We start from the raw sequence: 23,706 nt of genomic DNA on the forward strand, positions 1-23,706 counted from the left end.
TGACGGGCTGATAGCCGGAGAGAGAGGCTCACCGGCGTCCGTCATGGAGTACCTGACATGGCCACTGCCGTTCAGAAGATCACGCTGTCGTCCTCGCGCGACATTCCCTTCACCAAGCTGGTGCTCAGCCAGTCCAACGTCCGGCGTGTCAAGGCCGGTGTCTCGGTCGAGGAATTGGCCGAGTCCATCGCCCGGCGCGGCCTGATCCAGTCCCTGCATGTCCGCCCTGTCGTTGACGGCGAGGGCAAGGAAACCGGCATGTTCGAGGTTCCTGCCGGCGGTCGCCGCTTCCGCGCACTGGAACTGCTGGTCAAGCAAAAGCGCCTCGCCAAGATCGCGCCGGTCCCCTGCGTCGTGTCGGAGGCCAGCGCCGATGTGCTGATCGACGAGGTATCGCTCGCCGAGAACATCGAGCGCGCCCCCTTGCATCCGCTCGACCAGTTCCGCGCCTTCCAGGCCTTGCGCGAAAAGGGCATGACCGAGGAAGCCATCGCCGCCGCCTTCTTTGTGGACGCCAAGGTGGTGAAACAGCGCCTGCGCCTGGTCTCGGTCTCGCCCGCATTGCTCGACATCTATGCCGAGGATGGCATGACGCTGGAACAGCTCATGGCCTTCACCGTCAGTTCCGACCATGCCCGTCAGGAGCAGGTGTGGGACGCGATCAAGGATGGCTGGCAGAAGGAGCCCTATACCATCCGCCGTCTGCTGACCGAAACCACGGTGCGCGCCGCTGACAAGCGGGCGGTCTTCGTCGGTATCGACACCTATGAGGCAGCAGGCGGCTGCGTGCTGCGCGATCTCTTCCAGCAGGACGATGGCGGCTGGCTGCAAGATCCGGTGCTGCTCGACCGGCTGGTGGGCGAAAAGCTGAAGGCGGAAGCCGAAGTCATTGCCGTTGAGGGCTGGAAATGGATCGAGGTCGCCATCACCTTTCCCTATGGTCACGATCATGGCCTTCGCCAGATCGTCGGCACCACGGTCGACCTGAGCGAAGAGGAACGCGCCACCCGCGAGGCTCTGCGCGATGAATATGACCGGCTTGAAGCCGAATATGGTGAGGCTGACGAGCTGCCTGACGAGATCGACGCCCGCCTGGGTGAGATCGAACAGGCGCTGGAAACCTTCGAGCGCCGCCCGATGGTCTTTGAGTCGGACCAGACGGACAAGGCGGGTGCCTTCATCAGCATCGACGCCGATGGCTCCTTGCTGATCGAACGCGGCTATGTTCGCGCCGAGGATGAAACACCGGCCGAACCCGACGTTGAGATCGTTGACCCCGACACCGGCGAGGTGATCCAGCGGACCGAACCGGCCGTCACCCATCAGCGCGCCGTCATCACGCTTGGGGGGCAGCCGGTCGAACAGGAGGAAGACGACGAGACCGAGACCATCAAGCCGCTGCCAGATCGTCTGGTCAGCGAATTGACCGCGCACCGTACGCTGGCGTTGCGTGATGCCGTGGCGGTGAACCCGCATGTCGCCATGACGGCACTGCTGCACCGGCTGGTCATTGATTGCTTCATGCCGCATGCCAGCTGCGGATGCCTGGAAGCACAGGTCCGGGAGGTTCATCTGCCCGCACAGGCCGAGGATCTGCGCGATAGCGCGTCGGCCAAGGCCATCGCTGACCGCCACGAACGCTGGGGCGATCATGTCCCGGCAGACGATGCCGCCCTCTGGGATTGGCTGACCGATCTGGACGATGGTTCGCGCATGGACCTGCTCGCCCATTGCGTCAGCTATGGTGTGAACGCGCTCTATGAAAAGCCGAACCCCTATAGCGGCTCGGGCGTCAGCCAGCACGGGCTGGACATCCGCCTATCGCAGGCTGATCGGCTGGCGCGCTCGACCGGTCTCGATATGGTTGCCGTGGGCTGGCGGCCGACGGTTGAGAACTATCTTGGCCGCGTGACCAAGCCGCGTATCCTTGAGGCTGTGCGTGAAGGGGCCGGAGACCGGGCCGCCGAACTGATCGGGCACCTGAAGAAGGGTGACATGGCCAAGGAAGCCGAGCGCCTGCTGGCGGACACCGGCTGGTTGCCCGAGCCGCTGCGCATGGTGGATGATGGCATTGACGCGGACCCGACGACGGGAACCGACAGGGAAGCCGACGAGCTGCCCGATTTCCTCTCCGGTGATGGCGAGGACGATCCGGCTGATGACGAGGAGGAACAGCATATGGTCGCTGCTGAATAGCATTCATACGGGGCGGCTTCGGTCGCCCCGTTTCAGCCACCCCGTTTGTGCAACACGCCCAGTTCTCTTGACCCGGCTTTTCCTTTCGGAACTATGCGGGCGAAGCCGTTGGTCAACGCCAGGTTGGAACCCGCCCGACCTAAATAGGAAAAAGTATGTCAGACAAACCTTGTGTATACCTGACAGGGGCGTCTTGCTCCGGTGTTTCAACACTTGGTTCGATCCTGTCGAAGCGTTTCCGTGTCCCGCAAATTGATGTAGACGATTACTATTGGATGCCCACCGATCCCCCTTACAGCACCAAGCGTGCTCCCGAGGAGCGCGTCCAACTGATTAAAGATCGCCAGAGTTCTATCGTTGGATGGATACTCACAGGATCGTTCATCGGATGGGGTGATTCACTTATTCGGGACGTCGATTTGATTGTTTTCTTGTACACGCCAACGCCCGTTCGCCTTCAGCGTCTCGACGAGCGAGAGGCAGAACGTCATGGCTCTCGCATTTTGCCAGGAGGAGACATGCATGACGCTCACTTGGCCTTTCGGGATTGGGCATCACGTTACGACGACCCGGAGTTCACCGGGAGGAATTTTACGCAGCATCAGAAATGGCTGAGTAAGCAATCAGCGCCGGTGCTGAGGTTGGATGGCGAGCATGACAGTGAACTGCTGGCCGATCAGGTGGCAAGACAACTCGACTTGGCCCGATATCCGACCGGCGGCTAAGGGCTCTTGGCATTGAATACATCCACTGCTCCAACTCCACCTTCACCATAACAGCCGTCATCCCTGCACATGGGCGAGCGGCATGGGTGCCGTCTCTAGCCGGAAGGGAACACGATCCTGATGCCAGCATGGTGGCAAGGCTGGCGCGGCAGAGCATCTGCGACGGTATCCGGCATCCGGTCAGATGCGAAAAACCACCCCCGCTTCCATTCGCAAACCTTGGTCCGATCCGTCTCTTTGACATTCAACCCCAAAGGGGTCGGCTTACGCGCGCGTGCCGCCCTCGGGGATTCGGAAAGAGTCCGAACGCCCTCGGGTGATTGCAGATCCGGTCAGACACTTCGAGCGCCTGTCGCGCGGGGGATGGTCCCCCGCCTCCAAAGACAGGAGCCGGACCCCATGTCCTATGCAGATGCCACCGCCTTTGCCGCCAGCCTTGCCGCCACGCTGTTGGTTTCGATCGTTGTGTTCCAGGCCGGAGACGGCACCCATGCCGCTTGCCCCGCCGCCGAATTCGATGGCGACGACGACATGGTGAAGCTGGAACTGGACCCGTGGGAATAAGGTGCGAAAGCGCCTCATCCCCGACGGCCCGAGCGCGGCACCCCGCGATCGGGCCTTCAGCGCCTCACGATGATCCCCATCGTCGGCAGCGGACCCGGGAACAAGCCCTGTCAGAGAGGAAGAGTGCGGGCCGTTCGGCCGTGACGGGTTGAGGGCTGGAGAGAGAGGCTTCCCGGCGCCCGTCATGGAGTGATCCCGATGATCTTTGCCCGTTCCGAAACCTTCCGCTCTATCGGTCAGATTCTCGCAGCCGATGTTCTGCCAGCGCTCTATCGGGCGCAAAAGCTGCCGCTGCGCATCTCCTGCCTGGGCGTAGCCAGTTATGGCGTCAGTGACGATGAAAACAGCTTCGACCGCATGATCGCGCTTGGCGAATGCCCGTCACCGGAGGAGGCAATACAGGCAGCCGCTTTGCGCCTGTCACGCGGTGATATTTGCACGGGGCCGGACAGCTTCCCCTGTTTCCAGCCTCGTATCATGCTCATTCAGGATCACGATCATCGCCTGGTCCTTGCCGGCGAAATCCGTGCCGGTATCATCCTCTGGCAACAGCCAGTCTCATCCGATGCCCAGGCACGCAGGATTGTGACGGAGGCCAGCCGCCTGCGCGGGATGGCATTCCGGGCCGTGGACTCAACGGAGGCTGGGGCTTTGCGCTACCGCGCGGCGGCACTGGAAGCCCGTCTGGTCGACCCCTTCTGGCGCGAAATCTCTGCCGATCTCCTCCGCATGCCGCAAGCGGCGTGAGACTCACCCATTCCCCGTCATCCGCCCGGTCCTGAGCCGGGCTTTCTTGTTTCAGGAGGCTCACATGGCCGACTATTTTACCCACTTTTCCTGCCTGCTCGACGTGGGCACCCCCGAAAACGCCGCCCGCGCGCTCGATCTCTACAACGCCATGGCGGAGGACAATGCCGCCGAGGATCCGCCCTCGGACGGTTTCCTGCTCTCGATCCAGCCCGAACATGGCGGCACCCGGCTTTGGATACGCGATGATGTCACCGGCGATCCCGAGCATGTCATCCAGTTCGTCAAACGCTGTGCGAAAGCGTTCGGCCTGACCGGTTTATGGGGGATGCAATACGCCAATAGCTGCTCGAAGCCCCGTATCGACGGTTTCGGCGGCGGCGCGCATGTCCTCGATCTCGCCACCGGCGAGACGGTGGACTGGATCTATACCGATGGCTGGCTTTCCACCGTGCTGGAGGCAGGTGATCCCTATGCCTGAGATCATTGAAACCACGGTCTATCGCCTGGACGAACTATCCGATGCGACGAAGGACAAGGCGCGCGCCTGGTATCGCGAGGGCGGCTTCGATTACGACTGGTATGATGCCGTCTATGAGGATTTCCGGCGCATCGCGGAAATCCTCGGCATCGACTTCAGGACCCGTGCCGTCCGCCTGATGGGCGGCGGCACGCGCCGCGAACCCTGCATCTGGTTCCGGGGCTTCTGGTCGCAGGGCGATGGCGCCTGCTGGGAGGGGTCGTATTCCTACGCCAGAAACGCCACGGCCAAAATCCGGGCCTATGCGCCGCAGGATCAGGAGCTTCATCGGATCGCCGACGCCTTGCAGGCGGTCCAGCGCCGCAATTTCTACCAACTCCGCGCCGAGGTCAGCCATCGCGGGCATTACTATCACGAGTATTGCATGGCGATTTCGGTCGAACGCGACAGTCCGACATATCAGGACATGACCGAGGATGCCGAGGAGAGCGTCGCCGAAGCGCTGCGCGATCTGGCCCGCTGGCTCTACCGGCAGCTCGAACGCGAATATGAGTATCTCTCGTCCGACGAGGTGGTCGACGACACGATCGTCGCCAACGAATACACCTTCACCGAAGCGGGGCGCCCGGTTCGGATAGGCGACATGGTTGCCGGGCGGCGGGAAGCGTGCTGACCCTGATCTACAGGACACCCTCGATGTCGGTCCGTGCGAAATCGTCCCCGACATAGAGCAGCGGCGCTTTCCGCTCCTTCGCGGCCTCATAGGCAAAGCAATCGCCGAAATTGAGCGATGCGCGGTGAACACCTTTCCCCCACGCTTCATAGGCCGCCGCGACACGTTGCGCCGACGCAGCGGTCACATTGATGATCTCGAATCCGAGGTCATCAAGCAGACGCATCATCTCCTCACCGACATTCCGGCGGTTCGCCACGATCAGCGCCTCGGCCACGGTGCCAGCCGAGATCAGCAATTCCTCTTCCGCCTCAAGCGCCGCGATGCAGGCGTCCGCCTCCGGCTCATCGAGCAGAATGGCCATCAGCGCCGAGGTATCGACGACCATCATTGCGGCAGGCCGTCGTCATCATAAAGGAAGTCCTGACTCCGCGCGGCGGGTGCTCCCGCCAACGCCTTCGCCGCACCGGATTTCCGAAGCGCCTCAAGAAGCGCCCGGCGATCCTTCCGGCCCGGCACATTGCGGACCGGGACAAGCCGGACGGCGGCATGGCCATGGCGGGTCAACACCACTTCATCGCCGGCCTCTGCGCGGCGCACCAGTTCCGTCAACTGGCCTTTGGCTTCGGTTACGGAAATTCGCATGACACCTCCTTCTGGACCGCTCAATAGTCCATTTCTATCCAAGAAATGGACCGTTCGATAGTCCATGTCAAGCTGCGCAAAGCACGGGCCGCCCGTTCCCGCATGAGAGGGAGAGGAAGGCCGGGACGGGTTTGAGCCGGTGCGGTCGAGAGAGAGCGCTGCCCGGCTCGATCCTGTCCCGCTCTCCGAGGCTCATCCCATGACCTACACCTCTGCCGCCGCGGCCCTTCCGATCGGGCCAACCCTTGCCACCGTCGACACCGCCGTCGCCATCCACCAGGCCGGGCTTCTCCTTCTTCCCCATCTCGAACGCGGCCAGCGCATCGACGCGGCCACGCTGCGCGGTGCGATGGAAAGCGCCTTCGGCGGCTCCGACACGACCGGCGCCTGGAGCTGGAAGGATGCCTACGAAGCCTGCGAGGCCGCGACCGTCCTGTTTCTGCGCAAATACGGAAAGGCGCTTTTCCGTAAAGCCGGGTCTCAGGCCGCCAGCCTGCCGCTGCTGACCCGCATCGCCGGGCTTCTCCCCACCCATACGCGCCGCTCCGAAGAGAGCCAGACCTTTCAGCAGTTCTCGACGCCGATCCCGCTCGGCCTGATCGCCGCTTCTGCCGCCGCCATCACGCCAGCCGACCGGGTTCTCGAACCCTCCGCAGGCACCGGGCTGCTCGCCATCCTCGCCGAGATCGCCGGCGGATCGCTCGCCCTGAACGAGTTGGCTGACACCCGAGCCGATCTTCTTGCGCATCTTTTCCCGGCCAATCCCGTCACCCGCTTCGACGCGGCGCAGATCCACGATCATCTCGATCCCGCCATGGTGCCGAGCGTCGTGCTGATGAATCCGCCGTTCTCGGTGATGGCGAACGTCTCGGGCCGGATGGCCGAGGCCGCCTATCGCCATGTCGCCTCGGCGCTGGCGCGTCTGGCCGAGGGCGGGCGGCTGGTGACGATCACCGGCGCGAACTTCGCCCCCGACACGCCGGCCTGGCGGGATGCCTTCATCCGGCTTCAGGAGCATGGACGCGTGGTGTTCACCGCTGCCATCGACGGCTCTGTCTATGCCAAGCACGGCACGACTTTTCCCACCCGGCTGATCGTTATCGACAAATTGCCCGCCGACGATCGGGCCGCATTTCCGGCGTCGCCCGGCGTCGCGCCCGACGCCTCCACCCTGATCGGCTGGGTCGGCGAGCATGTGCCCGCGCGCCTGCCGGTCGATGCGTCGATCCTGGGGCAGACAGCCACCACGCCCGCGCCGTGCACCGTTCGCGGCTTTCTCGCCCGCGCCGCCGCCGCTGCTCCCGCGCGCCCCGCCGCCGAACCCGAAGGCGTCGAACTCGACTATGAGACCGTGGACTGGACGCCCGGCGAGGACGGCCGCATCACCGATGCCATCTACGAAGAATACGGATTGCAGGCGATCCGTATTCCCGGCGCACAAGCCCATCCCACCAAACTCGTGCAGTCGGCGGCCATGGCTTCGGTCGCACCGCCCAGACCGAGCTACCGCCCGCGTCTGCCCGCCAGCCTCGTCACCGAGGGCCTGCTGTCCGACGCCCAGCTCGAAACCGTCATCTATGCCGGCGAGGCCCATTCGGACTTCCTCGCCGGATCGTGGACGCTCGACGAGACTTTCGATGTCGTCTCGGCCGCGCCCGACGATGCGCCGAACGCTGTCCGCTTCCGTCGCGGCTTCATGCTCGGCGACGGCACCGGCGCCGGCAAGGGCCGCCAGTCGGCGGGCATCATCCTCGACAATTGGATGAGAGGCCGCCGCAAGGCCGTCTGGATCAGCAAGTCCGACAAGCTGCTGGAAGACGCCCAGCGCGACTGGTCCGCGCTCGGCATGGAACGCCTGCTGGTCACGCCCCTGTCGCGGTTCCCGCAGGGCAAGGACATCCGGCTGCCCGAAGGCATCCTCTTCACCACCTACGCCACCTTGCGTTCCGACGAGCGCGGCGAAAAGGCGTCCCGCGTCCGCCAGATCGTCGAGTGGCTCGGCGCGGATTTCGATGGTGTCGTCATCTTCGACGAGAGCCACGCCATGCAGAACGCGGCGGGCGCCAAGGGCGAACGCGGTGACGTCGCCGCCAGCCAGCAGGGCCGCGCCGGGCTTCGCCTCCAGCACGTGCTGCCGAACGCGCGCATCGTCTATGTCTCGGCGACCGGCGCGACCACGGTTCACAACCTGGCTTATGCCCAGCGGCTTGGCCTGTGGGGCGGCGAGGATTTTCCGTTCGCCACCCGCGCCGAGTTCGTGGAAGCCGTCGAGGCCGGGGGTGTCGCCGCCATGGAAGTTCTGGCCCGCGATCTTCGCGCGCTCGGTCTCTACACCGCCCGGTCGCTCTCCTATGATGGCGTCGAATACGAGCTGGTCGAACACCAGCTCACGCCCGAGCAGACGCGCATCTACGACGCCTATGCCGGCGCTTTCGCCATCATTCACAACAATCTCGACGCGGCGATGGAAGCCGCCAACATCACCGGCGGCGACAGCGGCTCCGGCACGCTGAACAAACAGGCCAAGTCCGCCGCGCGCTCGGCCTTCGAGTCCGCCAAGCAGCGTTTCTTCGGCCATCTCCTCACCAGCATGAAGACGCCGACCCTGATCCGCTCGATCGAGCGCGATCTGGAGGACGGCCATGCCGCCGTGATCCAGATCGTCTCCACCGGCGAGGCCCTCATGGAACGCCGGCTTGCCGAACTGTCGGCCGAGGAATGGAACGACGTCCGGATGGACATCACGCCCAGGGAATATGTCCTGAACTACCTCGCGCATAGCTTCCCGGTGCAGCTCTACGAGCCGTTCACCGACGCCGATGGCAATCTTTCCTCACGCCCCGTCTATCGCGAAGGTCAGCCGGTGGAGAGCCGTGAGGCCGTCGCTCGCCGCGACCGTCTAATCGAGAAGCTCGCCTCGCTGCCGCCCGTTCCGGGCGCGCTCGACCAGATCGTCCAGCGTTTCGGCACCGACCTCGTGGCCGAGGTGACGGGCCGCTCGCGCCGCATCGTCCGCAAATCCGGCCCCGGTGGCATCGACCGTCTGGCCGTCCAGAACCGCGCCGGATCGGCCAACCTCGCCGAGACCGCCGCCTTCATGGACGATCAGAAACGCATCCTGATCTTCTCAGACGCGGGCGGCACCGGCAGGTCGTATCACGCCGACCTCAATGCGAAGAACCAGCGCCTGCGCGTCCACTATCTGCTGGAACCGGGCTGGAAGGCCGACGCCGCCATTCAGGGCCTCGGCCGCACCAACCGCACCAACCAGGCGCAGCCGCCGCTGTTCCGGCCGATCTCGACCGATGTGAAAGCCGAAAAGCGGTTCCTTTCGACCATCGCGCGTCGTCTCGACACGCTGGGCGCGATCACGCGCGGCCAGCGCCAGACCGGCGGTCAGGGCCTGTTCCGGCCCGAGGATAATCTGGAATCGCACTATGCCCGCGATGCGCTGCGCCAACTCTACATGCTGCTCGTCCGCGGCAAGGTCGAAGGCTGCTCGCTCCAGATGTTCGAGGCGTCGACCGGCCTCAAGCTGATGGACTCGACGGGCATCAAGGACGAGTTGCCGCCGATCACCACCTTCCTCAATCGCCTGCTTGCCCTGACCATCGACTTGCAGGGCGTGCTGTTCACGGCGTTCGAGCAATTGCTGAACGCCCGCATCGAGGGCGCCATCGCATCCGGCAGCTATGATGTCGGGCTGGAAACGCTGCGAGCGGAGAGCTTCACCGTCACCGACCAGCAGACGATCCACGTCCATCCCGGCACCGGCGCCGAGGCGCGGCTCCTGACCATCACGCAGCGCCAGCGCAACCACCCCGTCACGCTGGCCGAGGCGCTCGATCTCCTCGCGGATCGCCGGACGAAGCTGCTCATCAATGAGCGCTCGGGCCGCGCCGCCGTCCAGACCCCGACCACCAGCGTCATGCAGGACGACGGGGAGATCGAGCGGCGCATTCGCCTGATCCGGCCGATGGAGGCGCACAACATTCCGGTGAAGATGATGGACGAGACCCATTGGGTCGAAGCCGACGAGGCCGCCTTCGCCTCAGCATGGGCGGCCGAAGTCGCCGAGGTGCCCGAGTTCGCCGACAGCACCATCCATGTCGTCAGCGGTCTCCTGCTGCCGATCTGGAAACGCCTCCCGGCCGAGTCGACGCGCGTTTACCGGCTCCAGACCGATGACGGGGAGCGCATCGTCGGCCGCCGCGTCTCGCCAGCCTGGGTCGCGGGCGCGGTTGCAACCAGCGCCTCGACGCTGACGCCCGATGACGCCTTCACCGCGCTGATGGATGGCCGGACCATCCTTGATCTCAGCGAGAGGCTTCAGCTTCGCCGCAGCCGCGTCATGGGCGCGAACCGCATCGAACTCACCGGCTTCACCGATACGATGCGGGATCGGCTGCGCGCCTATGGCCTGTTCCACGAAATCATCTCGTGGAAGCTCAGGATGTTCGTGCCGACCGATGCCAGCGGCCCGGCCATTCTCGCCAAGGTGCTCGAACGCTATCCGGTCGAGCGCATCGGTGAACGGGAGGCAGCGTAAATGGTCCGCCAGACCGCTTCCGAACTTGCCCATCGTCTTGGCCGGGAGGCCGAGGCGGTGTGCCGCCACTATCTGTCCAACGGGCGGCGCGAGGGGCGCTACTGGGTGGTGGGCGACGTTCGCAACACCCCCGGACGCTCCATGTTCGTCCGGCTCAAAGGCCCGGAATCCGGCAAGGGGGCTGTCGGGCGCTGGACCGACGCCGCAACGGCCGAGCATGGCGATCTGCTCGACGTGATCCGCGAAAGCTGCGGCCTGATCGACTTCCGAGATGTCGCCGACGAAGCCCGGTCGTTCCTCAGCCTGCCGAGGCCGGAGCCTGAACCGTCTGCTCCACCCTTGCCGGGCAAAGCGACGCCGGGATCGCCCGAAGCGGCACGGCGTCTGTTCGCCATGGCGCGACCGATGGCTGGCACAGTCGTAGAGGTGCATCTGCGGAACCGTGCGATTACGGCTTTGCACGACACAGCGAGCCTTCGGTTCCACCCACGCTGCTACTATCGCCCGGAAGGCGATGGCCCGACCGAGACCTGGCCTGCGATGATCGCTTCCGTCACCGACCTTGCCGGCGTCCAGACCGGCGCGCATCGCACCTGGCTTCGACCCGATGGCAGCGGGAAGGCGCCGGTCGAAACGCCGAGGCGGGCGATGGGTCATCTCCTCGGACACGGCGTCCGCTTCGGCAGGGCACAGGATGTCCTGGCGGCGGGCGAAGGCATCGAGACCGTGCTGTCGGCACGCTCTGGTCTGCCCCGCATGCCGATGATCGCCGCGCTCTCTGCGGCACACCTCGCCACCATCCTGTTCCCGGCATCGCTGCGCCGTCTCTATTTCGTCAAGGATCGCGATCCGGCCGGGACACGCGCGCGAGACCTGCTGGTCGAACGGGCGAGCAGCGCGGGGATCGAGGCGGTTATCCTGTCGCCGGTGTTCGGGGACTTCAACGAGGATCTCAGACGCCGCGGCATCGAGGCGCTTCGGGCGGCCTTGCAGGTTCAGATGATCCCCGAGGACGTCAGCCGGTTTCTCGCTGCGTGAGTGCGGGATCGGTCAGGCAGGGGGATGAGCCACGGCACCTCGAAACCTGCCGTATCCGGTCGTGGTGGTTCCCCTGATGCGTCGGAGGGACCGCCGCCCACAGCCTTCTGAGAGGGCGATCGGCCCATAAACGGGCCGGTCAGGCAATGGCCGCGCGACTTGGCTATTTTCCGCCGGCGCCAGACCACCCCACGCGGCAAGCCGCGTGGGGACCCCGGATCAGCCGCCTTTGCAGCGCGAAACAAAATAGCCGTGCCCGGCCATCAAGGCCCTCGCGCGAGCGCGAGGACTGCCAGCCCGTCCCGCCCATGGGCTTCGACGCCTGCGAAGGCCGCGATGGGCGCGGTCGATCCGACAAGGCGAACACCATGATGACCGACTACGATGACTTGAGGCTAGAGCCGCCGCACACCTCATCCCCCACCGATCACGTCCTCACCGAACTCCAGCTCTACGGCTACCGTCCGTTCGAGGATGAACCCGACCCGAGGCCGCTTCCCGAAGGCAATTCCGTGGCCGGGGCCGTCGCCGACATCTTCGACGCCCTGATCGCCACCTTGGGCGACACCCGTCTCGAACCCGACCTCGACGAGCTCCTCTGGTCGACCGTCAATCTCTTCCACCGCGCCACCGGCCGCATCGAGCGCGATCTGGACGACAACGAGCTGGCGCAGCGCCGCCTTCAGCGCGAACAGGACGGCAGCGAGGTGAAGTCGGTCGAACTGGAGCGGCTCACGGCCGAGGGGCAGACCTTCATCGAGCGGCGCAACAGCATGGAACTCTTCCGCGACGTCGCCGCCGAGCAGTTCGAGCGCCATACCGGATCGGCCTGGCGGCCGCGCTCCGGGTCGATGGTCAACCATCGCAACCTGACCTCGGCAATGATCGACAGCCGCGATTTCCTCGCCGCCAAGCGCCGGGCAGAGGCCGAGGTGATGCTTCCCGCCGGTCCTAGGGTCGCCTTCACCGGCGGTCTCGACTTCAACGATCACCGCCTGATCTGGGCCAAGCTCGATCAGGTCCACGCCAAGCACCCGGACATGGTGCTGCTGCACGGCGGATCGCCGAAGGGGGCCGAGCTGATCGCGGCAAAATGGGCCGACAATCGCAAGGTCCGCCAAGTCGCCTTCAAGCCCGACTGGACCAGACATGCCAAGGCCGCACCCTTCAAGCGCAACGACGCGATGCTCGAAACGCTCCCGGTCGGCGTCCTCGTCTTCCCCGGCACCGGCATCCAGGAGAACCTCGCCGACAAGGCCCGCAAGCTCGGCATCCCGGTCATGAAGATCGACGGCGGCGCGTAAAGCGCCGCCTTCGGGCGGCTGTCGAAGCCGCCAATTCTTGACGGCGAGCCGTCTTTTTGGTCACATAGGCCATCCTTGCAGAACCGGCGAAGCAACATAGTCGCAGGCGGCGCGCATCTCGTGGCGGCCTGTCGTGATCGTTTGTCCGTTCATGTGGAGGTTTCCATGTATCTTATTCTGCTCGCCATCTTCCTTTCCGTCATGGCCTGCATCGTGGCCTATCATCTGGCGATCTATGCCTTGCCCTTCATGGTCGGCCTGACGGCCTTCAAATATGTCTATGCCACGGACGCCGGATTCTTGATGTCCGGCCTTGCCGCCATCGGCGCGGCGCTCTTGTCCATCGCCGTCGTGATCGCGGTGCTGGGGTTTGCGAAAAACCCGTTTCTGCGTCTCGGCGCGCTCGCCGTCTTCACGATACCCGCTGCCATCGCGGGCTATGCGCTCGTCTATGGCGTTACCAAAAACGCGGTAGATTCCACTTTCGCGCTCAACATCCTCGGCAGCGTGGGCGGCCTGTTCATCGGCGTCGCGGCCATGCTCAATCTCAATGCTCTGGGAACCGCCGTCCTCTCACGCTGAACCGGACAGGCGATGCGTGGCGGCGTCCCGGCGCTCCCCATAGTGATGAAACCCGAGGGCCTGCGTCGCCGGATCTCCCACGCTGCCCGATCAGGGTGGACAGATCGGCATGGAGATGACCTACCGTTATCGCCCCGGTCCCTTCGCCCGGTCAGCCCTGAGAATCGGTCATCGGCTCGGTTCTCGCAAACCGTGCGACAGCATCGCAGCCCGCTGGTCAGCCCGTCGTTTCGCCGGGCGGTTACGACCGCGATCACCTTCATCGTCGCCCTTCCCAATATCCGCCGGATCGCGCCAGCGGCCCCGGATGGTTCTGGCGATGCCATTCTACTGAAAACCCGACAGCACATTCTTCTCGTCCCGGCCTGCCTTTCGGGCGGGGACGCGGATGGTCGGTGAATAAGGCCGGCGCCCGCGCGGGGTGGTGCGGACAGGGCCATGAGAGCACTGTTGGCAGCAAGGACGATGTTTGTGCTGTGCGTCTCAGTCCGTGTGCGTTCCGAGGCGCCAATCCCTCCGACTGACTGATCCCCTAAGTCCGTTCGGTTTCCACCAGCAACCCCCGCGGCTCCCAGCCGTGTTGCCGCGCGAGCGCGGCTGCCCGCTCCACCTGGGGCCTTAGGGGCGAGCTGCCGTGAGGACGGCAGTTGCGGGAGTCTCCCGACAGCCTTGGCCGGGTCTCGTCGGAGGGATGGTCCCTCCGAAGAAGCAACGGAGACTTACAATGCAGAACATCGTCATCCTCGCCGGCAACATCGGTCAGGACCCCGAAGCCCGCATCACCCAGGGCGGCACCGGCATCACCCACTTCACCCTGGCCACCTCGCGTCCCCGCTACTCGGAAGGCAAGGTTGTCCGGGACGAGAACGGCTATCGGGTGCAGGATACCGAATGGCACCGCATCACCGCCTTCAACGGCCTCGGCAAGACGATCCAGCAATATTGCGAGAAGGGTATGAAGGTTCTGGTTCGCGGCCGCATCCACTACACGAAGTGGACCGACCAGCAGGGCAACGATCGCTACGGTTGCGAGATAATCGCCGAGACAGTCGATTTCCTCAGCCGGGCCAGGCAGACCGAAAACGGTCAGGCCCAGCGCGACCTAGACGACGATATCCCCTTCTGACAAGGGCCAGAGCCCGGCGGCAGAAGCCGCCGGGTTCCTTTCGTGCCCACAGAACCATGTTCGTTAGCCTTAGCCGCAAGATATACTTGAGATAATCCGTGAGTTCTCATCAAAGAAGACGTTCATCCTCTCGCGGCCGAGATCCGAGGTCACCGCACAGGTAGAACATGCCATCCGCCAGGTTACGTCGGCTGGCTTCTTGGGAAGAGAGTCCAGCGGTTCGCCGACAAAGCCCTGAAACTGGGACGCACGACATTGATCCCCGAAATAATACTTGCGTGAGCCATCCGCGCTTTCAGCGATCCAAATCATGGGATCGTGCGGATGATTACGAATCGTGGACCCCTCGGGAGCCCAATAGATGAAAGGCGGCTCAGGATCAGCGTCAATGATCACATCAGGCTCACCCAGCACCTCGGATGGTATTGGGTCGTTTTGTGCGGACGCATATCCCACCGTCGTGCTTATCATCGCCACGGCTGCCGCAAAATACCTGACAGATTTCAGCAACAGGCTTCCTCATCATTCCTGCCATCGAAACACGATGACAAGACGTCAAATTACTACGTCGAAAATATGTCCCTGAACACTAACCTCCCGTCTGTCCGGCTCGAAAGGACGACCGAATCAGTCGCAGTTGCGTTGCTCAAATAGGCGTGTAGGGCGTCCGATTCAGGTGGATTTCGTCCAAACTCCGACTATTATAGCCGTAGTTGTGGCGCGCTTTTATGTGCCGGTGGGAGGTGATCATGCATGATCACCGCACATCAAACACGAGCCGCGCGCGCATTGCTTGGTTGGACACAGGAGATGCTTGCCGACAGGGCCAGGGTATCGCTCACCGCGCTCAAGCGCATGGAGTCGATCAATGGCCTGCGCGTCTATGAAAGCACCGCCGATCAGGTGCGTCGCGCGCTCGAAGCGCAAGGCATCGTCTTTATCAATTCGGGCCCGCATATTGGAGTGATGGTCGATGTTTCGCAGTTGCATACATACAAATAGGATGGGACGCCGCTTTTGCTCCCCGTCTTCCCCGATAACTATCGTCGCTCTCCGCCGTTTCCCGGTCACTTCGTTGCGCTATGCGTCGGATCGCTTTAGGTGCTGCGTCACACATAGTGGGAGGTAGAATGACCATGTTATCCTTTCTCGACGAGGCGCCGACCGGGGATCTGCTGACCGAATACGACCGGCAGAACGTAAAGCTCTATGTCCGTCTGCTTGATGCGGAGGAAGACGGGGCATGCTGGGAGGAGGCTGTCGAAGTGCTCTTCGGCATTGATCCGGATGCCGAGCCGGAACGTGCGCGCAAAATCCATGACAGCCATCTGGCGCGCGCACACTGGATGACCGAACATGGCTACAAGATCTTACGGCGAGGCCGGCCGAACTAATTTCCCTCTCTGCCGCCGATGACCGTATTGCCGCCAGTGCAAGGCGGCTTGCGGCTCGCGGTAATTGCTCTGTGGATGACTCGCCGCGATCCTCTGCCCTAATTGGCGTATCTTGTTGAGCGGGAGGAGTGTCATGAAACCCAACACATCACTCTGGCGCGTTGCGTCGACTTACGACTTCGTGGATCACGCAGGGGTCGACGATATCGCCTGGGAATGTCTGAGGCGAAACCGGGACTATCAGAAGGACTATGCCGGTCTAAAAGCGCGTAGTGCGCTCGATCGCCCTGTGCCTGCGGAACTGGAGCGCCGCTGGGGGTTGCGATTTCGCCGCCCGTCCTCGCCTCGCAGCCGCTGACCAGCCGATCTTCTGGAGCGAACACGCCAATACGGGCGTCCTTCGCCTGGCTGCCGCTGGCGGGAGTGGTGAGGAGGACCAGGCAACCCTCCGAACATTTCTCGGCGACGAAATCAAAGCGGCCACCGAGGCTCTGCATATTCTGCGCAGGAGGATTAATCCCGACCAGCACCTCATGATCGATCCGAATTGCAGGCCGGACGATCCTCTGGAAGCGCGCATTTCCATCAGCCGCGATGGGCTTGATCGCCTGGCCGCGCTCGAGCGGCTGCTGCGCCAATTCCTCGGCTACAAGGTTCCAGCCGACAGGCGGATGACCGACCAGCAACGCCGGCGCCTGAAATCCATGTTCCGCGCGGTCGACGCACGCCAGCATAATGCCAGCCAGCGCGAGATCGCCGGTGTCCTCTATGGCGTCGAGCGGGTTGCTTCCGAACACTGGAAAACCTCATCCTTGCGCGACGCCGTGAGCGAACTGCTCAAATATGGCGATGCAATGATCGGCGGCGGCTATCTCAAGCTCCTGCGCTTCCGCCGCCGATTATAGCCGCCTGTCCGATCAAGGGTGGGGGAATTTAGCCTCCCCTGAATTCCCCCTCCCTCTGCGCGATCGTTCTTCGCCACCGTGACCTGTGTCCGCCGCTTCGAACCAGCGGCTCCACAGCAAACCACGGAGGCACCCATGCGACCCGATCCTGCTCTTTTACCGCCCCGCTTCCTGCGCACGAAAGAAGCGGCAGCCTTTCTCGGCCTGTCCGCACGCACGCTGGAAAAGCATCGAACCTATGGCACCGGCCCATCCTACCGCAAGCTCGGCGGCCGCGTGGTCTACACCATCCATGAGCTGGAAGCCTGGGCTGAAAAGGGCACGGTCACCTCGACCTCGGACCCGCGCGGCAGCGTGCTGCCCGCCAAGCGGCAGGAGCTGACATCTTCTGGTCATTCCGGTCGCTACGCACGCTGAGGTCGGGCCATATGTCGCGTTATCGACCACCAGCCTCCGAACGGGCCCAGCTCGATGCGTTCGTGATCGCAACGGGCGATGCAAGCCCGCGCGATCAACGGGATCTCATGGAACGGCCGTTCTTCTCGCTGGCCAAGGCCAAGAGGATCGTTCCGATCCGCTACGCATCGGGCGATGTCCGAGTCGAGGTGTTCGCAGTTCCCGAACACGGCATGGCGACCATCTGGGACGCCGATGTTCTCATCTGGGCCGCGAGCCAGATCGTCGAAGCCCAGAACCACGGGCTCGTCACGTCCCGCTTCCTGCGTTTCACACCCTACCAGCTTCTCACCGCAACCGGCCGCGGCACAGGCATTCGCGCCTACGAACTGCTCAAGGGAGCGCTCGACCGGCTGCAATCGACCTCGATCCGCACCACCATCCGTCACGACAAGCAATGGCGGCGGCATCAGTTCTCCTGGATCAATGAATGGGAAATGCTCACCCGGCACGACGGCCGCGTCGAGGGCATGGAATTCGTCCTGCCAGACTGGTTCTATCGCGGCGTCATCGACCGCACGCTCGTACTGGCGATCGACCCGGCCTATTTCCGGCTGAGCGGCGGACTGGAACGCTGGCTCTACCGCGTTGCCCGCAAGCATGCCGGTCGCCAGCCGGAAGGCTGGCGCTTCGAGTTTTTCCATCTTCACAGGAAGTCCGGTTCGCTCGCACGACCTTCGGATTTCGCGCTGCACATGCGCCGGCTGATCATGCGCCAGCCGCTGCCTGGCTATCGCCTGGCACGCGAGATCGAGGACGGCCGCGAGCTGCTCCGCATCCAGCCTGTGCGCCTGTGGAAAGCCAGTGGACGAAGTGTGGACGGCATCTGTACTTCGAACGCATCCACTATCTGTACTTCGCACGCAGCAGGCACTGTACTTCGCACGCAGGGACAGCAGTTAAGCCTTTGGCCTGAAAAACAAATTCCGGCCCTTAACTTATCTAACCCTCTTGAATCTAACTTTTGTAGAGGCGCGCGCCCTGGGGAAAACCGGCTTCTCGACACCGCTGGCGACGCCTCCGACGGTCGGCTGACCGCGCAAAACATTCGGCTTTTCGCAAAGCGTGAACGGGGGCCGGAAGATGACTGAACGGTCCCGCAACTCGTCGTCTCGCGTTCCTTTAATCGTTGAACGGAATTCCCCGTTAATCGTGGACTCGCTCATCGACGCCTTACCGTCGCGAAGCACCGGCAACGGCCCACGATTGGCCTGCCAAACGCCGTCGACACGGCACGCGCTAATCATCAAATCGACAGGATTAAAGCCATGAGGCCGCCCGCCGACGTGCGCGCCGCCTACAAGGCCGCGCCCCATCTCACCCATGTGGAGCTCACCTGGCGCCAAGGCCGAATCGAACACTGGCTGCGCTTCGGTCATCCAGTCGCCGAGCAACGGATCGATTATGCCCGCCGTATCGCCAGCTTCGCTCCCGGCTACGTCTTCGCCTTCGTCCGTTGGGCCTCGAACGCCTATGGCACGGTGCTTTCGCGCGTCGACATCGTGCGCGTCGTCGAACCCGGGGAAGCCTTTCAGACGCTGCCTTTCGTCCGGCGCGGCGGCGACATCCTGCTTCGCCTCGACGGCTGGCCGCAGGTGGAAAAGGTTCTCCAGGCGATCGACGCCATCGAAGCGCTCGGCCTCGATCCGGCTGATGTTACGCCCGATCACTGGCGCCATGTCCACAATCGCCTGACCGTCGGTCTGGAGCCGCACGGCTATACGCTTGCGCAGCACAACGCCTGGCTCAAACGGCGGAGGATTCAGTCGTGACGATCCTCGCCGGCGATTGCCGGGAACTTATGCCCGCGTACGGTCCCTTCGACATGATCATCGCCGATCCGCCTTATGGCGACACATCGCTTGCATGGGATCGGCGCGTCGAAGGATGGCTGCCGCTTGCGCGGGCAGCCCTCGGCCGCACCGGATCGCTCTGGGTTTTCGGCTCGCTGCGCTGCTTCATGGCCACGGCCGACCGCTTTGCCGATGCAGGTCTTCGCTACGCACAGGAAATCGTCTGGGAGAAGCAGAATGGCTCCGGTTTCCACGCCGACCGCTTCAAGCGCGTGCATGAGTTGGCCGTCCAGTTCTATCGCGCCGAGACGCCATGGCGCGACATTTACAACGATGTGCAGACCACCCCTGATGCGGTCGCCCGCACCGTTCGCCGCAAGCGCCGTCCTCCCCATACCGGCCATATAGACGCTGGCTATTACATCAGCCATGACGGCGGTCCGCGCATCATGCGGTCGGTCATCTACATCCGCAATGCGCACGGCCGCGCCATTCATCCGACCGAGAAACCGACATCGCTCCTCGAAATCCTGATCCGGACAAGCTGCCCTGAAGGCGGCCTTGTTGGCGACTGGTTTGCCGGATCGGGCGCCGCGGGAGAAGCGTGCCGGCTGTCCGGCCGGCACTATATCGGCTGCGAGCTCGATGCCGACATGGCTGCGCTTGCGCGTGCGCGCATCGCTGCCGTCCTGCCACTGCACGGCGGAGGCCCCGCGCGCCGCGAGCCAGCCGGGGGCAAGCCATGACCGCGCGCAAGGCCACACTGGGCGCGATGCTCGCCGGTGCAGCGCTCATCGCGCTGCCGGCATGGACCAGGCATGCGCCATGGCTCATCTGGAACGCATCGGCCAGCGTGCCGATCGGGCTCTACACAGTCACCCCGGCGAAAGAGATCGAGGTCGGCGATCTGGTCGCGGTGCTGCCGCCCGGCGACCTCGCCATCTTCCTCGACACGCGCGGCTACCTGCCGCGCGGTGTGCCGCTCATCAAACGCGTGCTCGCACTTTCCGGCACAAAGGTCTGCCGCCACGCGGCAACGATCATTGCCTACGATCACGCCTATGGCGAAGCGCAGGCGCGTGACCGCTTCGATCGCGACCTGCCTTCCTGGCAAGGCTGCCGCACACTCGCCGAAGGCGAAGTGTTCCTGATGAATTGGGACGCTCCCGACAGCCTCGACGGCCGATATTTCGGGCCATTGCCGCTTTCTTCCATCACCGCCCGCGTCACGCCGGTCTGGACCGACGAGAACGGCGACGGGCGCTTCCGATGGCGGGCGTCAACGCGGTGAGCGCCCCGTCCGTCGGCCGGCGCTCCGCTTGCCGGCCGTCACCCATCACCGCAGCAGAAAGGACCAGACCCATGCCACAGATCGGCGAATTCACCCGCGAGAGTTTCGGCTTTTCCGGCCGCATCCAAACGCTCTTCCTCGACCGGACGATCGCAATTCTTCCAGCCGAGCCATCGGAGGTCGAGAACGCGCCCAACCACCGCGTCTATCTCGGCGGCGACGGTGACGGGCCGGAGATCGGCGCGGCATGGACCCGCACCGGCGAGAAAGCCGGCGAGTATCTCTCCGTGCTGCTCGACGATCCGTCCCTTCAGCATCCGATCCGCGCCAACCTGTTCCAGAATGGCAGCGACGCCGTCTCCTGGTCGCTGCACTGGAACCGGCCCCCCAAAGGTGACGGAAAGGACTGAGCGATGCCACTGCCTTGCATCGGGCATCGTCAGACGCGGGCGTTCGGGCGGCATCACGCCGCCCGGCGAATTGCGTTCCTTCTCCTTTCCGGCCTTTTCCTCGCCGCCACATCGGCGGCGGCCGCGAGAGCACAGAACCCACCATCCGTCCTGCAAACGACATGCGATCCGCTTGCGGCCCATGTGGCGGAAGCCGCTGAGCGCTTCTCCATTCCCGAGCACTGGATTCGCGCCGTCATGCAGACGGAAAGCGCCGGTGATCGCTCCGCCATATCCTCGGCCGGCGCCATGGGCCTGATGCAGGTCATGCCCGACACATGGACGGAACTGCGCTTGCGTTACGGCTTCGGCAGCGACCCGTTTGCGCCGCGCGACAACATCCTCGCGGGCACCGCCTATCTGCGCGAGATGCTCGACCGATACGGCAATATCGGCGCGATGCTCGCTGCCTATAATGCCGGGCCGGCGCGCTACGATGAATATGTTTCGACCGGCCGCGACTTGCCAGCAGAAACCCGTGCCTATATCGCGGCACTCGTCACTCTTCTCGGCGGGGAACCGCTTCCTCATAACCTCGCAAATGCTTCGCCATCGGTCACCGACTGGCGCGAAGCCGGCCTCTTCGCGGTGTCCGCCAGCAGCCCGGAAACTGCGCCCGGCTTGCACGGCGAGCGTCACGCGAGCGGCACACTGGCGGCACCGACATCGCACCACAATCCGCTCGTGCCAGCACAACCGGACGCCCTGTTTCCGGTTCGTACTTCCCAGGGAGCCCGGCCATGAGACGCAGCGTGCAACCTCGCATCGTGGCGCAATGCCGGAAAGGAGGTGCGGCAGGAAGGGCGACGTTAGTGATAGTGCGAATGGTAGGGCAAGTTAAAAGCGCCTGCCACGAACGCCCTAAGCCTCTGACTAAGCTTGGCTTTTACGTGGCAGGCGGGTCGGTCGCGTGCAAAGGGCACGAATTTGGGCAAGGAATTCAAGGGCTCGGCGTGGCAGGAGCCAGCTGGGCTGCGCGAGGTGTCCGGCGATGACCGACAGCGAGCACGAATTCCGCATCCGCCCGGGCAAGCCGCGATCTACCCGCGCGCCGCAGGCCAAAAGCTTCGTCAACCAGGTGCTGCGCGCCGCCCAGAAGGCAGGCCACACCCGTTCTCCAGGCGCATCGCGCTCTTCAGGCCGATTATCCGGTTCAGCGCCATCCACCTTCGGCCGCGGTCATAGCAAGTTCGGCCGTTCACGCCTCTTCGCATCCAATCGCCGCGTCATCGCCAAGGCCCGCATCGCCCGCCACAAAGGCCGCGCCTTCCGTGCAGCGCCGATGGCGGCGCATCTCGCCTATCTCAAGCGCGAGGGCGTCAGCCGGGACGGCGAGCGCGGGATCATGTTCGACGCCGAGACCGATCGCGCCGACGATCTCGGTTTTGCCCGGCGCTGCGAAGAGGACCGGCATCACTTCCGCTTCATTGTCTCGCCCGAAGACGCCGCCGACATGGACGACCTCAAGGGCTTCACCCGCGATTTGGTCAAGCAGATGGAGGCCGATCTCGCCACAAAGCTCGACTGGGTGGCCGTTGATCACTGGAACACCGACAATCCCCATGTTCACCTCCTGGTGCGCGGGGTCGACGAAACGGGAGCCGACCTGGTTATCTCCCGCGACTACATCAGCCGAGGCCTTGCCTCCCGCGCCCGCGATCTGGTCGATCTCGAGCTCGGCCCCAAGCCCGAACACGAGATCCGCAACGCACTTGAGCGCGAGGTGACCGCCGAGCGCTGGACCCGACTTGATCGTGAGATCACCCGGCAAGCCAACGAACTGGGCTACATCGATCTGCGGCCCGAGGTGAAAGGCCCCGACGATCCCGAAATCCGCAGGCTGATGATCGCGCGGCTGCGCCATCTCGAACAGGCCGGCCTCGCGACCGACGCGGGCATCAACGAATGGTTTGTCGAGCCGGGAGCCGAACGCACATTGCGCGATCTGGGCATCCGCGGCGACATCATCAAGACCATGCATCGCGCTTTTGCCGAACGTGGCTCCGAGCGCGGCGCCGCGGACTTCGTGATCGATGCAGCGCGCGAGGGCCCGCCGATTATCGGACGGCTCATCGACAAGGGGCTCCATGACGAGTTGACCGGCGAAGCCTATGCCGTGATCGACGGCACCGACGGCCGTGCCCATCATGTTCGCCTGCGCGGCATGGAGGCGTTCGCACATGCGCCCGACGTTGGCGGCATCGTCGAAGTCCGGCGCTTCGGCGGGCCGGACGATCCGCGTCCAACCCTGATCCTCGCCAACCGTTCGCATCTCGATCTGAACGAGCAGATCACCGCACCCGGCGCGACGTGGCTCGATTACCGGTTGGTCGAGCGTGAACCCATGCCGCTCGCCACCGGCGGTTTCGGAAAGGAGGTTCGCGAGGCCATGGACGCCCGTGCCGAGCACCTCGCTGACGAAGGCCTTGCCAGGCGTGACGGGCAGCGGATTGTCCTGCAGCGAAATCTGCTGAGCACCCTCCGCCGCCGCGAACTCGATGCCGTCGGTGCTGAACTTTCGGCCGAGACCGGAATGCCGCATGTGACGGCGCAGGCCGGCGAATACGTATCCGGCACCTACAGCCGCCAGATCACGCTCACCTCAGGGCGCTTCGCCATGATCGAGGGACGCGGTCCTGATGGCGGGCGCGGCTTCCAACTCGTGCCCTGGTCACGCGAGATCGACGACAAACTCGGCCAGCACATCTCCGGGGTCGCGAAATCCGGCAGCGGCATCGAATGGTCGCTGGGACGCAAACGCGATCTCGGCCTTTGACGAAAGGAATCT

26 protein-coding genes are annotated in these 23,706 nt (G+C 64.1%); 23 read left to right on the plus strand and 3 right to left on the minus strand.

Features of this window, described 5'->3' with window-relative positions; genetic code table 11:
• The first annotated feature begins 57 nt into the window (after positions 1–57).
• The 6 genes from GH266_RS12320 to GH266_RS12345 all read left to right on the plus strand — a co-directional run bounded on the left by GH266_RS12320 (position 58) and on the right by GH266_RS12345 (position 5,386).
• A complete protein-coding gene (locus GH266_RS12320; protein WP_158194148.1) occupies positions 58–2,196 on the plus strand; it encodes a Spo0J and enkurin domain-containing protein in 2,139 nt (712 codons plus the stop codon).
• A gap of 155 nt (positions 2,197–2,351) precedes the next feature.
• Positions 2,352–2,921 (plus strand): ATP-binding protein, encoded by a 570-nt coding sequence (locus GH266_RS12325; RefSeq protein ID WP_036589140.1) that lies wholly within the window; start codon positions 2,352–2,354, stop codon positions 2,919–2,921.
• Positions 2,922–3,320: 399 nt separating this feature from the next.
• A complete protein-coding gene (locus GH266_RS12330) occupies positions 3,321–3,485 on the plus strand; it encodes a hypothetical protein (protein ID WP_196244983.1) in 165 nt (54 codons plus the stop codon).
• A 198-nt stretch (positions 3,486–3,683) separates the two neighbouring features.
• Positions 3,684–4,232: a hypothetical protein gene (locus GH266_RS12335; protein WP_036589139.1), complete on the plus strand. Its 549-nt coding sequence runs from the start codon at positions 3,684–3,686 to the stop codon at positions 4,230–4,232.
• A gap of 64 nt (positions 4,233–4,296) precedes the next feature.
• Complete coding sequence (locus GH266_RS12340; protein ID WP_036589138.1) at positions 4,297–4,713, plus strand: hypothetical protein; 417 nt, start codon at positions 4,297–4,299, stop codon at positions 4,711–4,713.
• Positions 4,706–5,386 carry a hypothetical protein gene (locus GH266_RS12345; protein WP_036589137.1) on the plus strand — a complete coding sequence of 227 codons (681 nt, stop codon included), beginning with the start codon at positions 4,706–4,708 and terminating at the stop codon, positions 5,384–5,386. Before GH266_RS12340 ends, GH266_RS12345 begins: the two co-directional genes overlap by 8 nt.
• A 7-nt stretch (positions 5,387–5,393) precedes the next feature.
• Here the strand turns inward: GH266_RS12345 and GH266_RS12350 are convergent, their stop codons facing one another.
• A complete protein-coding gene (locus tag GH266_RS12350) occupies positions 5,394–5,777 on the minus strand; it encodes a type II toxin-antitoxin system VapC family toxin (RefSeq protein WP_036589135.1) in 384 nt (127 codons plus the stop codon).
• Positions 5,774–6,031 carry a type II toxin-antitoxin system Phd/YefM family antitoxin gene (locus GH266_RS12355; RefSeq protein ID WP_036589132.1) on the minus strand — a complete coding sequence of 86 codons (258 nt, stop codon included), beginning with the start codon at positions 6,029–6,031 and terminating at the stop codon, positions 5,774–5,776. The genes GH266_RS12350 and GH266_RS12355 overlap by 4 nt, the downstream gene beginning before the upstream one ends.
• Positions 6,032–6,230: 199 nt before the next feature.
• On the opposite strand from GH266_RS12355, the gene GH266_RS12360 reads away from it, so the two are divergent.
• From GH266_RS12360 to GH266_RS12380, 5 genes are all read left to right on the plus strand, one after another.
• Complete coding sequence (locus GH266_RS12360; protein ID WP_158194149.1) at positions 6,231–10,580, plus strand: strawberry notch family protein; 4,350 nt, start codon at positions 6,231–6,233, stop codon at positions 10,578–10,580.
• On the plus strand, positions 10,581–11,618 hold the full coding sequence (locus tag GH266_RS12365) for a DUF7146 domain-containing protein (protein WP_036589118.1): 1,038 nt from the start codon (positions 10,581–10,583) through the stop codon (positions 11,616–11,618).
• A 368-nt stretch (positions 11,619–11,986) separates the two neighbouring features.
• The gene (locus GH266_RS12370) at positions 11,987–12,922 is read left to right on the plus strand and encodes a DUF2493 domain-containing protein (protein ID WP_051517913.1); all 936 of its coding nucleotides are present in this window, start codon (positions 11,987–11,989) and stop codon (positions 12,920–12,922) included.
• A 120-nt stretch (positions 12,923–13,042) separates the two neighbouring features.
• On the plus strand, positions 13,043–13,504 hold the full coding sequence (locus tag GH266_RS12375; RefSeq protein ID WP_425329538.1) for a hypothetical protein: 462 nt from the start codon (positions 13,043–13,045) through the stop codon (positions 13,502–13,504).
• Positions 13,505–14,228: 724 nt separating this feature from the next.
• Positions 14,229–14,630 (plus strand): single-stranded DNA-binding protein, encoded by a 402-nt coding sequence (locus tag GH266_RS12380; RefSeq protein ID WP_036589112.1) that lies wholly within the window; start codon positions 14,229–14,231, stop codon positions 14,628–14,630.
• A gap of 69 nt (positions 14,631–14,699) precedes the next feature.
• Here GH266_RS12380 and GH266_RS12385 read toward each other — a convergent pair whose 3' ends face one another.
• A complete protein-coding gene (locus GH266_RS12385) occupies positions 14,700–15,140 on the minus strand; it encodes a hypothetical protein (RefSeq protein ID WP_199270306.1) in 441 nt (146 codons plus the stop codon).
• 243 nt (positions 15,141–15,383) lie between these two features.
• Here GH266_RS12385 and GH266_RS12390 point away from each other — a divergent pair, with 243 nt between their 5' ends.
• The 12 genes from GH266_RS12390 to GH266_RS12440 all read left to right on the plus strand — a co-directional run bounded on the left by GH266_RS12390 (position 15,384) and on the right by GH266_RS12440 (position 23,694).
• Positions 15,384–15,632 carry a helix-turn-helix domain-containing protein gene (locus GH266_RS12390; RefSeq protein WP_036589110.1) on the plus strand — a complete coding sequence of 83 codons (249 nt, stop codon included), beginning with the start codon at positions 15,384–15,386 and terminating at the stop codon, positions 15,630–15,632.
• Between the two features lie 128 nt (positions 15,633–15,760).
• Positions 15,761–16,024 (plus strand): hypothetical protein, encoded by a 264-nt coding sequence (locus GH266_RS12395; protein WP_051517908.1) that lies wholly within the window; start codon positions 15,761–15,763, stop codon positions 16,022–16,024.
• 133 nt (positions 16,025–16,157) lie between these two features.
• Positions 16,158–16,382 carry a transcriptional regulator domain-containing protein gene (locus GH266_RS23495; protein WP_080692129.1) on the plus strand — a complete coding sequence of 75 codons (225 nt, stop codon included), beginning with the start codon at positions 16,158–16,160 and terminating at the stop codon, positions 16,380–16,382.
• Positions 16,297–16,929 carry a DUF2285 domain-containing protein gene (locus GH266_RS23500; protein WP_051517907.1) on the plus strand — a complete coding sequence of 211 codons (633 nt, stop codon included), beginning with the start codon at positions 16,297–16,299 and terminating at the stop codon, positions 16,927–16,929. Before GH266_RS23495 ends, GH266_RS23500 begins: the two co-directional genes overlap by 86 nt.
• 135 nt (positions 16,930–17,064) lie before the next feature.
• Positions 17,065–17,346: a helix-turn-helix transcriptional regulator gene (locus GH266_RS12405; RefSeq protein WP_036589108.1), complete on the plus strand. Its 282-nt coding sequence runs from the start codon at positions 17,065–17,067 to the stop codon at positions 17,344–17,346.
• An 11-nt stretch (positions 17,347–17,357) separates the two neighbouring features.
• Positions 17,358–18,476, plus strand: a complete 1,119-nt coding sequence (locus GH266_RS12410; protein ID WP_051517906.1) for a replication initiator protein A — start codon at positions 17,358–17,360, stop codon at positions 18,474–18,476.
• 177 nt (positions 18,477–18,653) lie between these two features.
• On the plus strand, positions 18,654–19,157 hold the full coding sequence (locus GH266_RS12415) for a DUF2840 domain-containing protein (RefSeq protein WP_158194150.1): 504 nt from the start codon (positions 18,654–18,656) through the stop codon (positions 19,155–19,157).
• A 29-nt stretch (positions 19,158–19,186) separates the two neighbouring features.
• A complete protein-coding gene (locus GH266_RS12420; RefSeq protein ID WP_051517911.1) occupies positions 19,187–19,924 on the plus strand; it encodes a DNA-methyltransferase in 738 nt (245 codons plus the stop codon).
• Entirely contained in the window at positions 19,921–20,469 is a 549-nt protein-coding gene (locus GH266_RS12425) for a S26 family signal peptidase (RefSeq protein WP_036589100.1), read from the plus strand. Before GH266_RS12420 ends, GH266_RS12425 begins: the two co-directional genes overlap by 4 nt.
• Before the next feature lie 71 nt (positions 20,470–20,540).
• A complete protein-coding gene (locus GH266_RS12430) occupies positions 20,541–20,879 on the plus strand; it encodes a DUF736 domain-containing protein (protein ID WP_036589098.1) in 339 nt (112 codons plus the stop codon).
• 3 nt (positions 20,880–20,882) lie between these two features.
• On the plus strand, positions 20,883–21,662 hold the full coding sequence (locus GH266_RS12435) for a lytic transglycosylase domain-containing protein (protein ID WP_051517905.1): 780 nt from the start codon (positions 20,883–20,885) through the stop codon (positions 21,660–21,662).
• A gap of 247 nt (positions 21,663–21,909) precedes the next feature.
• A complete protein-coding gene (locus tag GH266_RS12440; RefSeq protein ID WP_036589096.1) occupies positions 21,910–23,694 on the plus strand; it encodes a relaxase/mobilization nuclease domain-containing protein in 1,785 nt (594 codons plus the stop codon).
• Positions 23,695–23,706 lie beyond the last annotated feature (12 nt).

Source organism: Stappia indica (genome assembly GCF_009789575.1).
Taxonomy (GTDB): Bacteria; Pseudomonadota; Alphaproteobacteria; order Rhizobiales; family Stappiaceae; genus Stappia; species Stappia indica_A.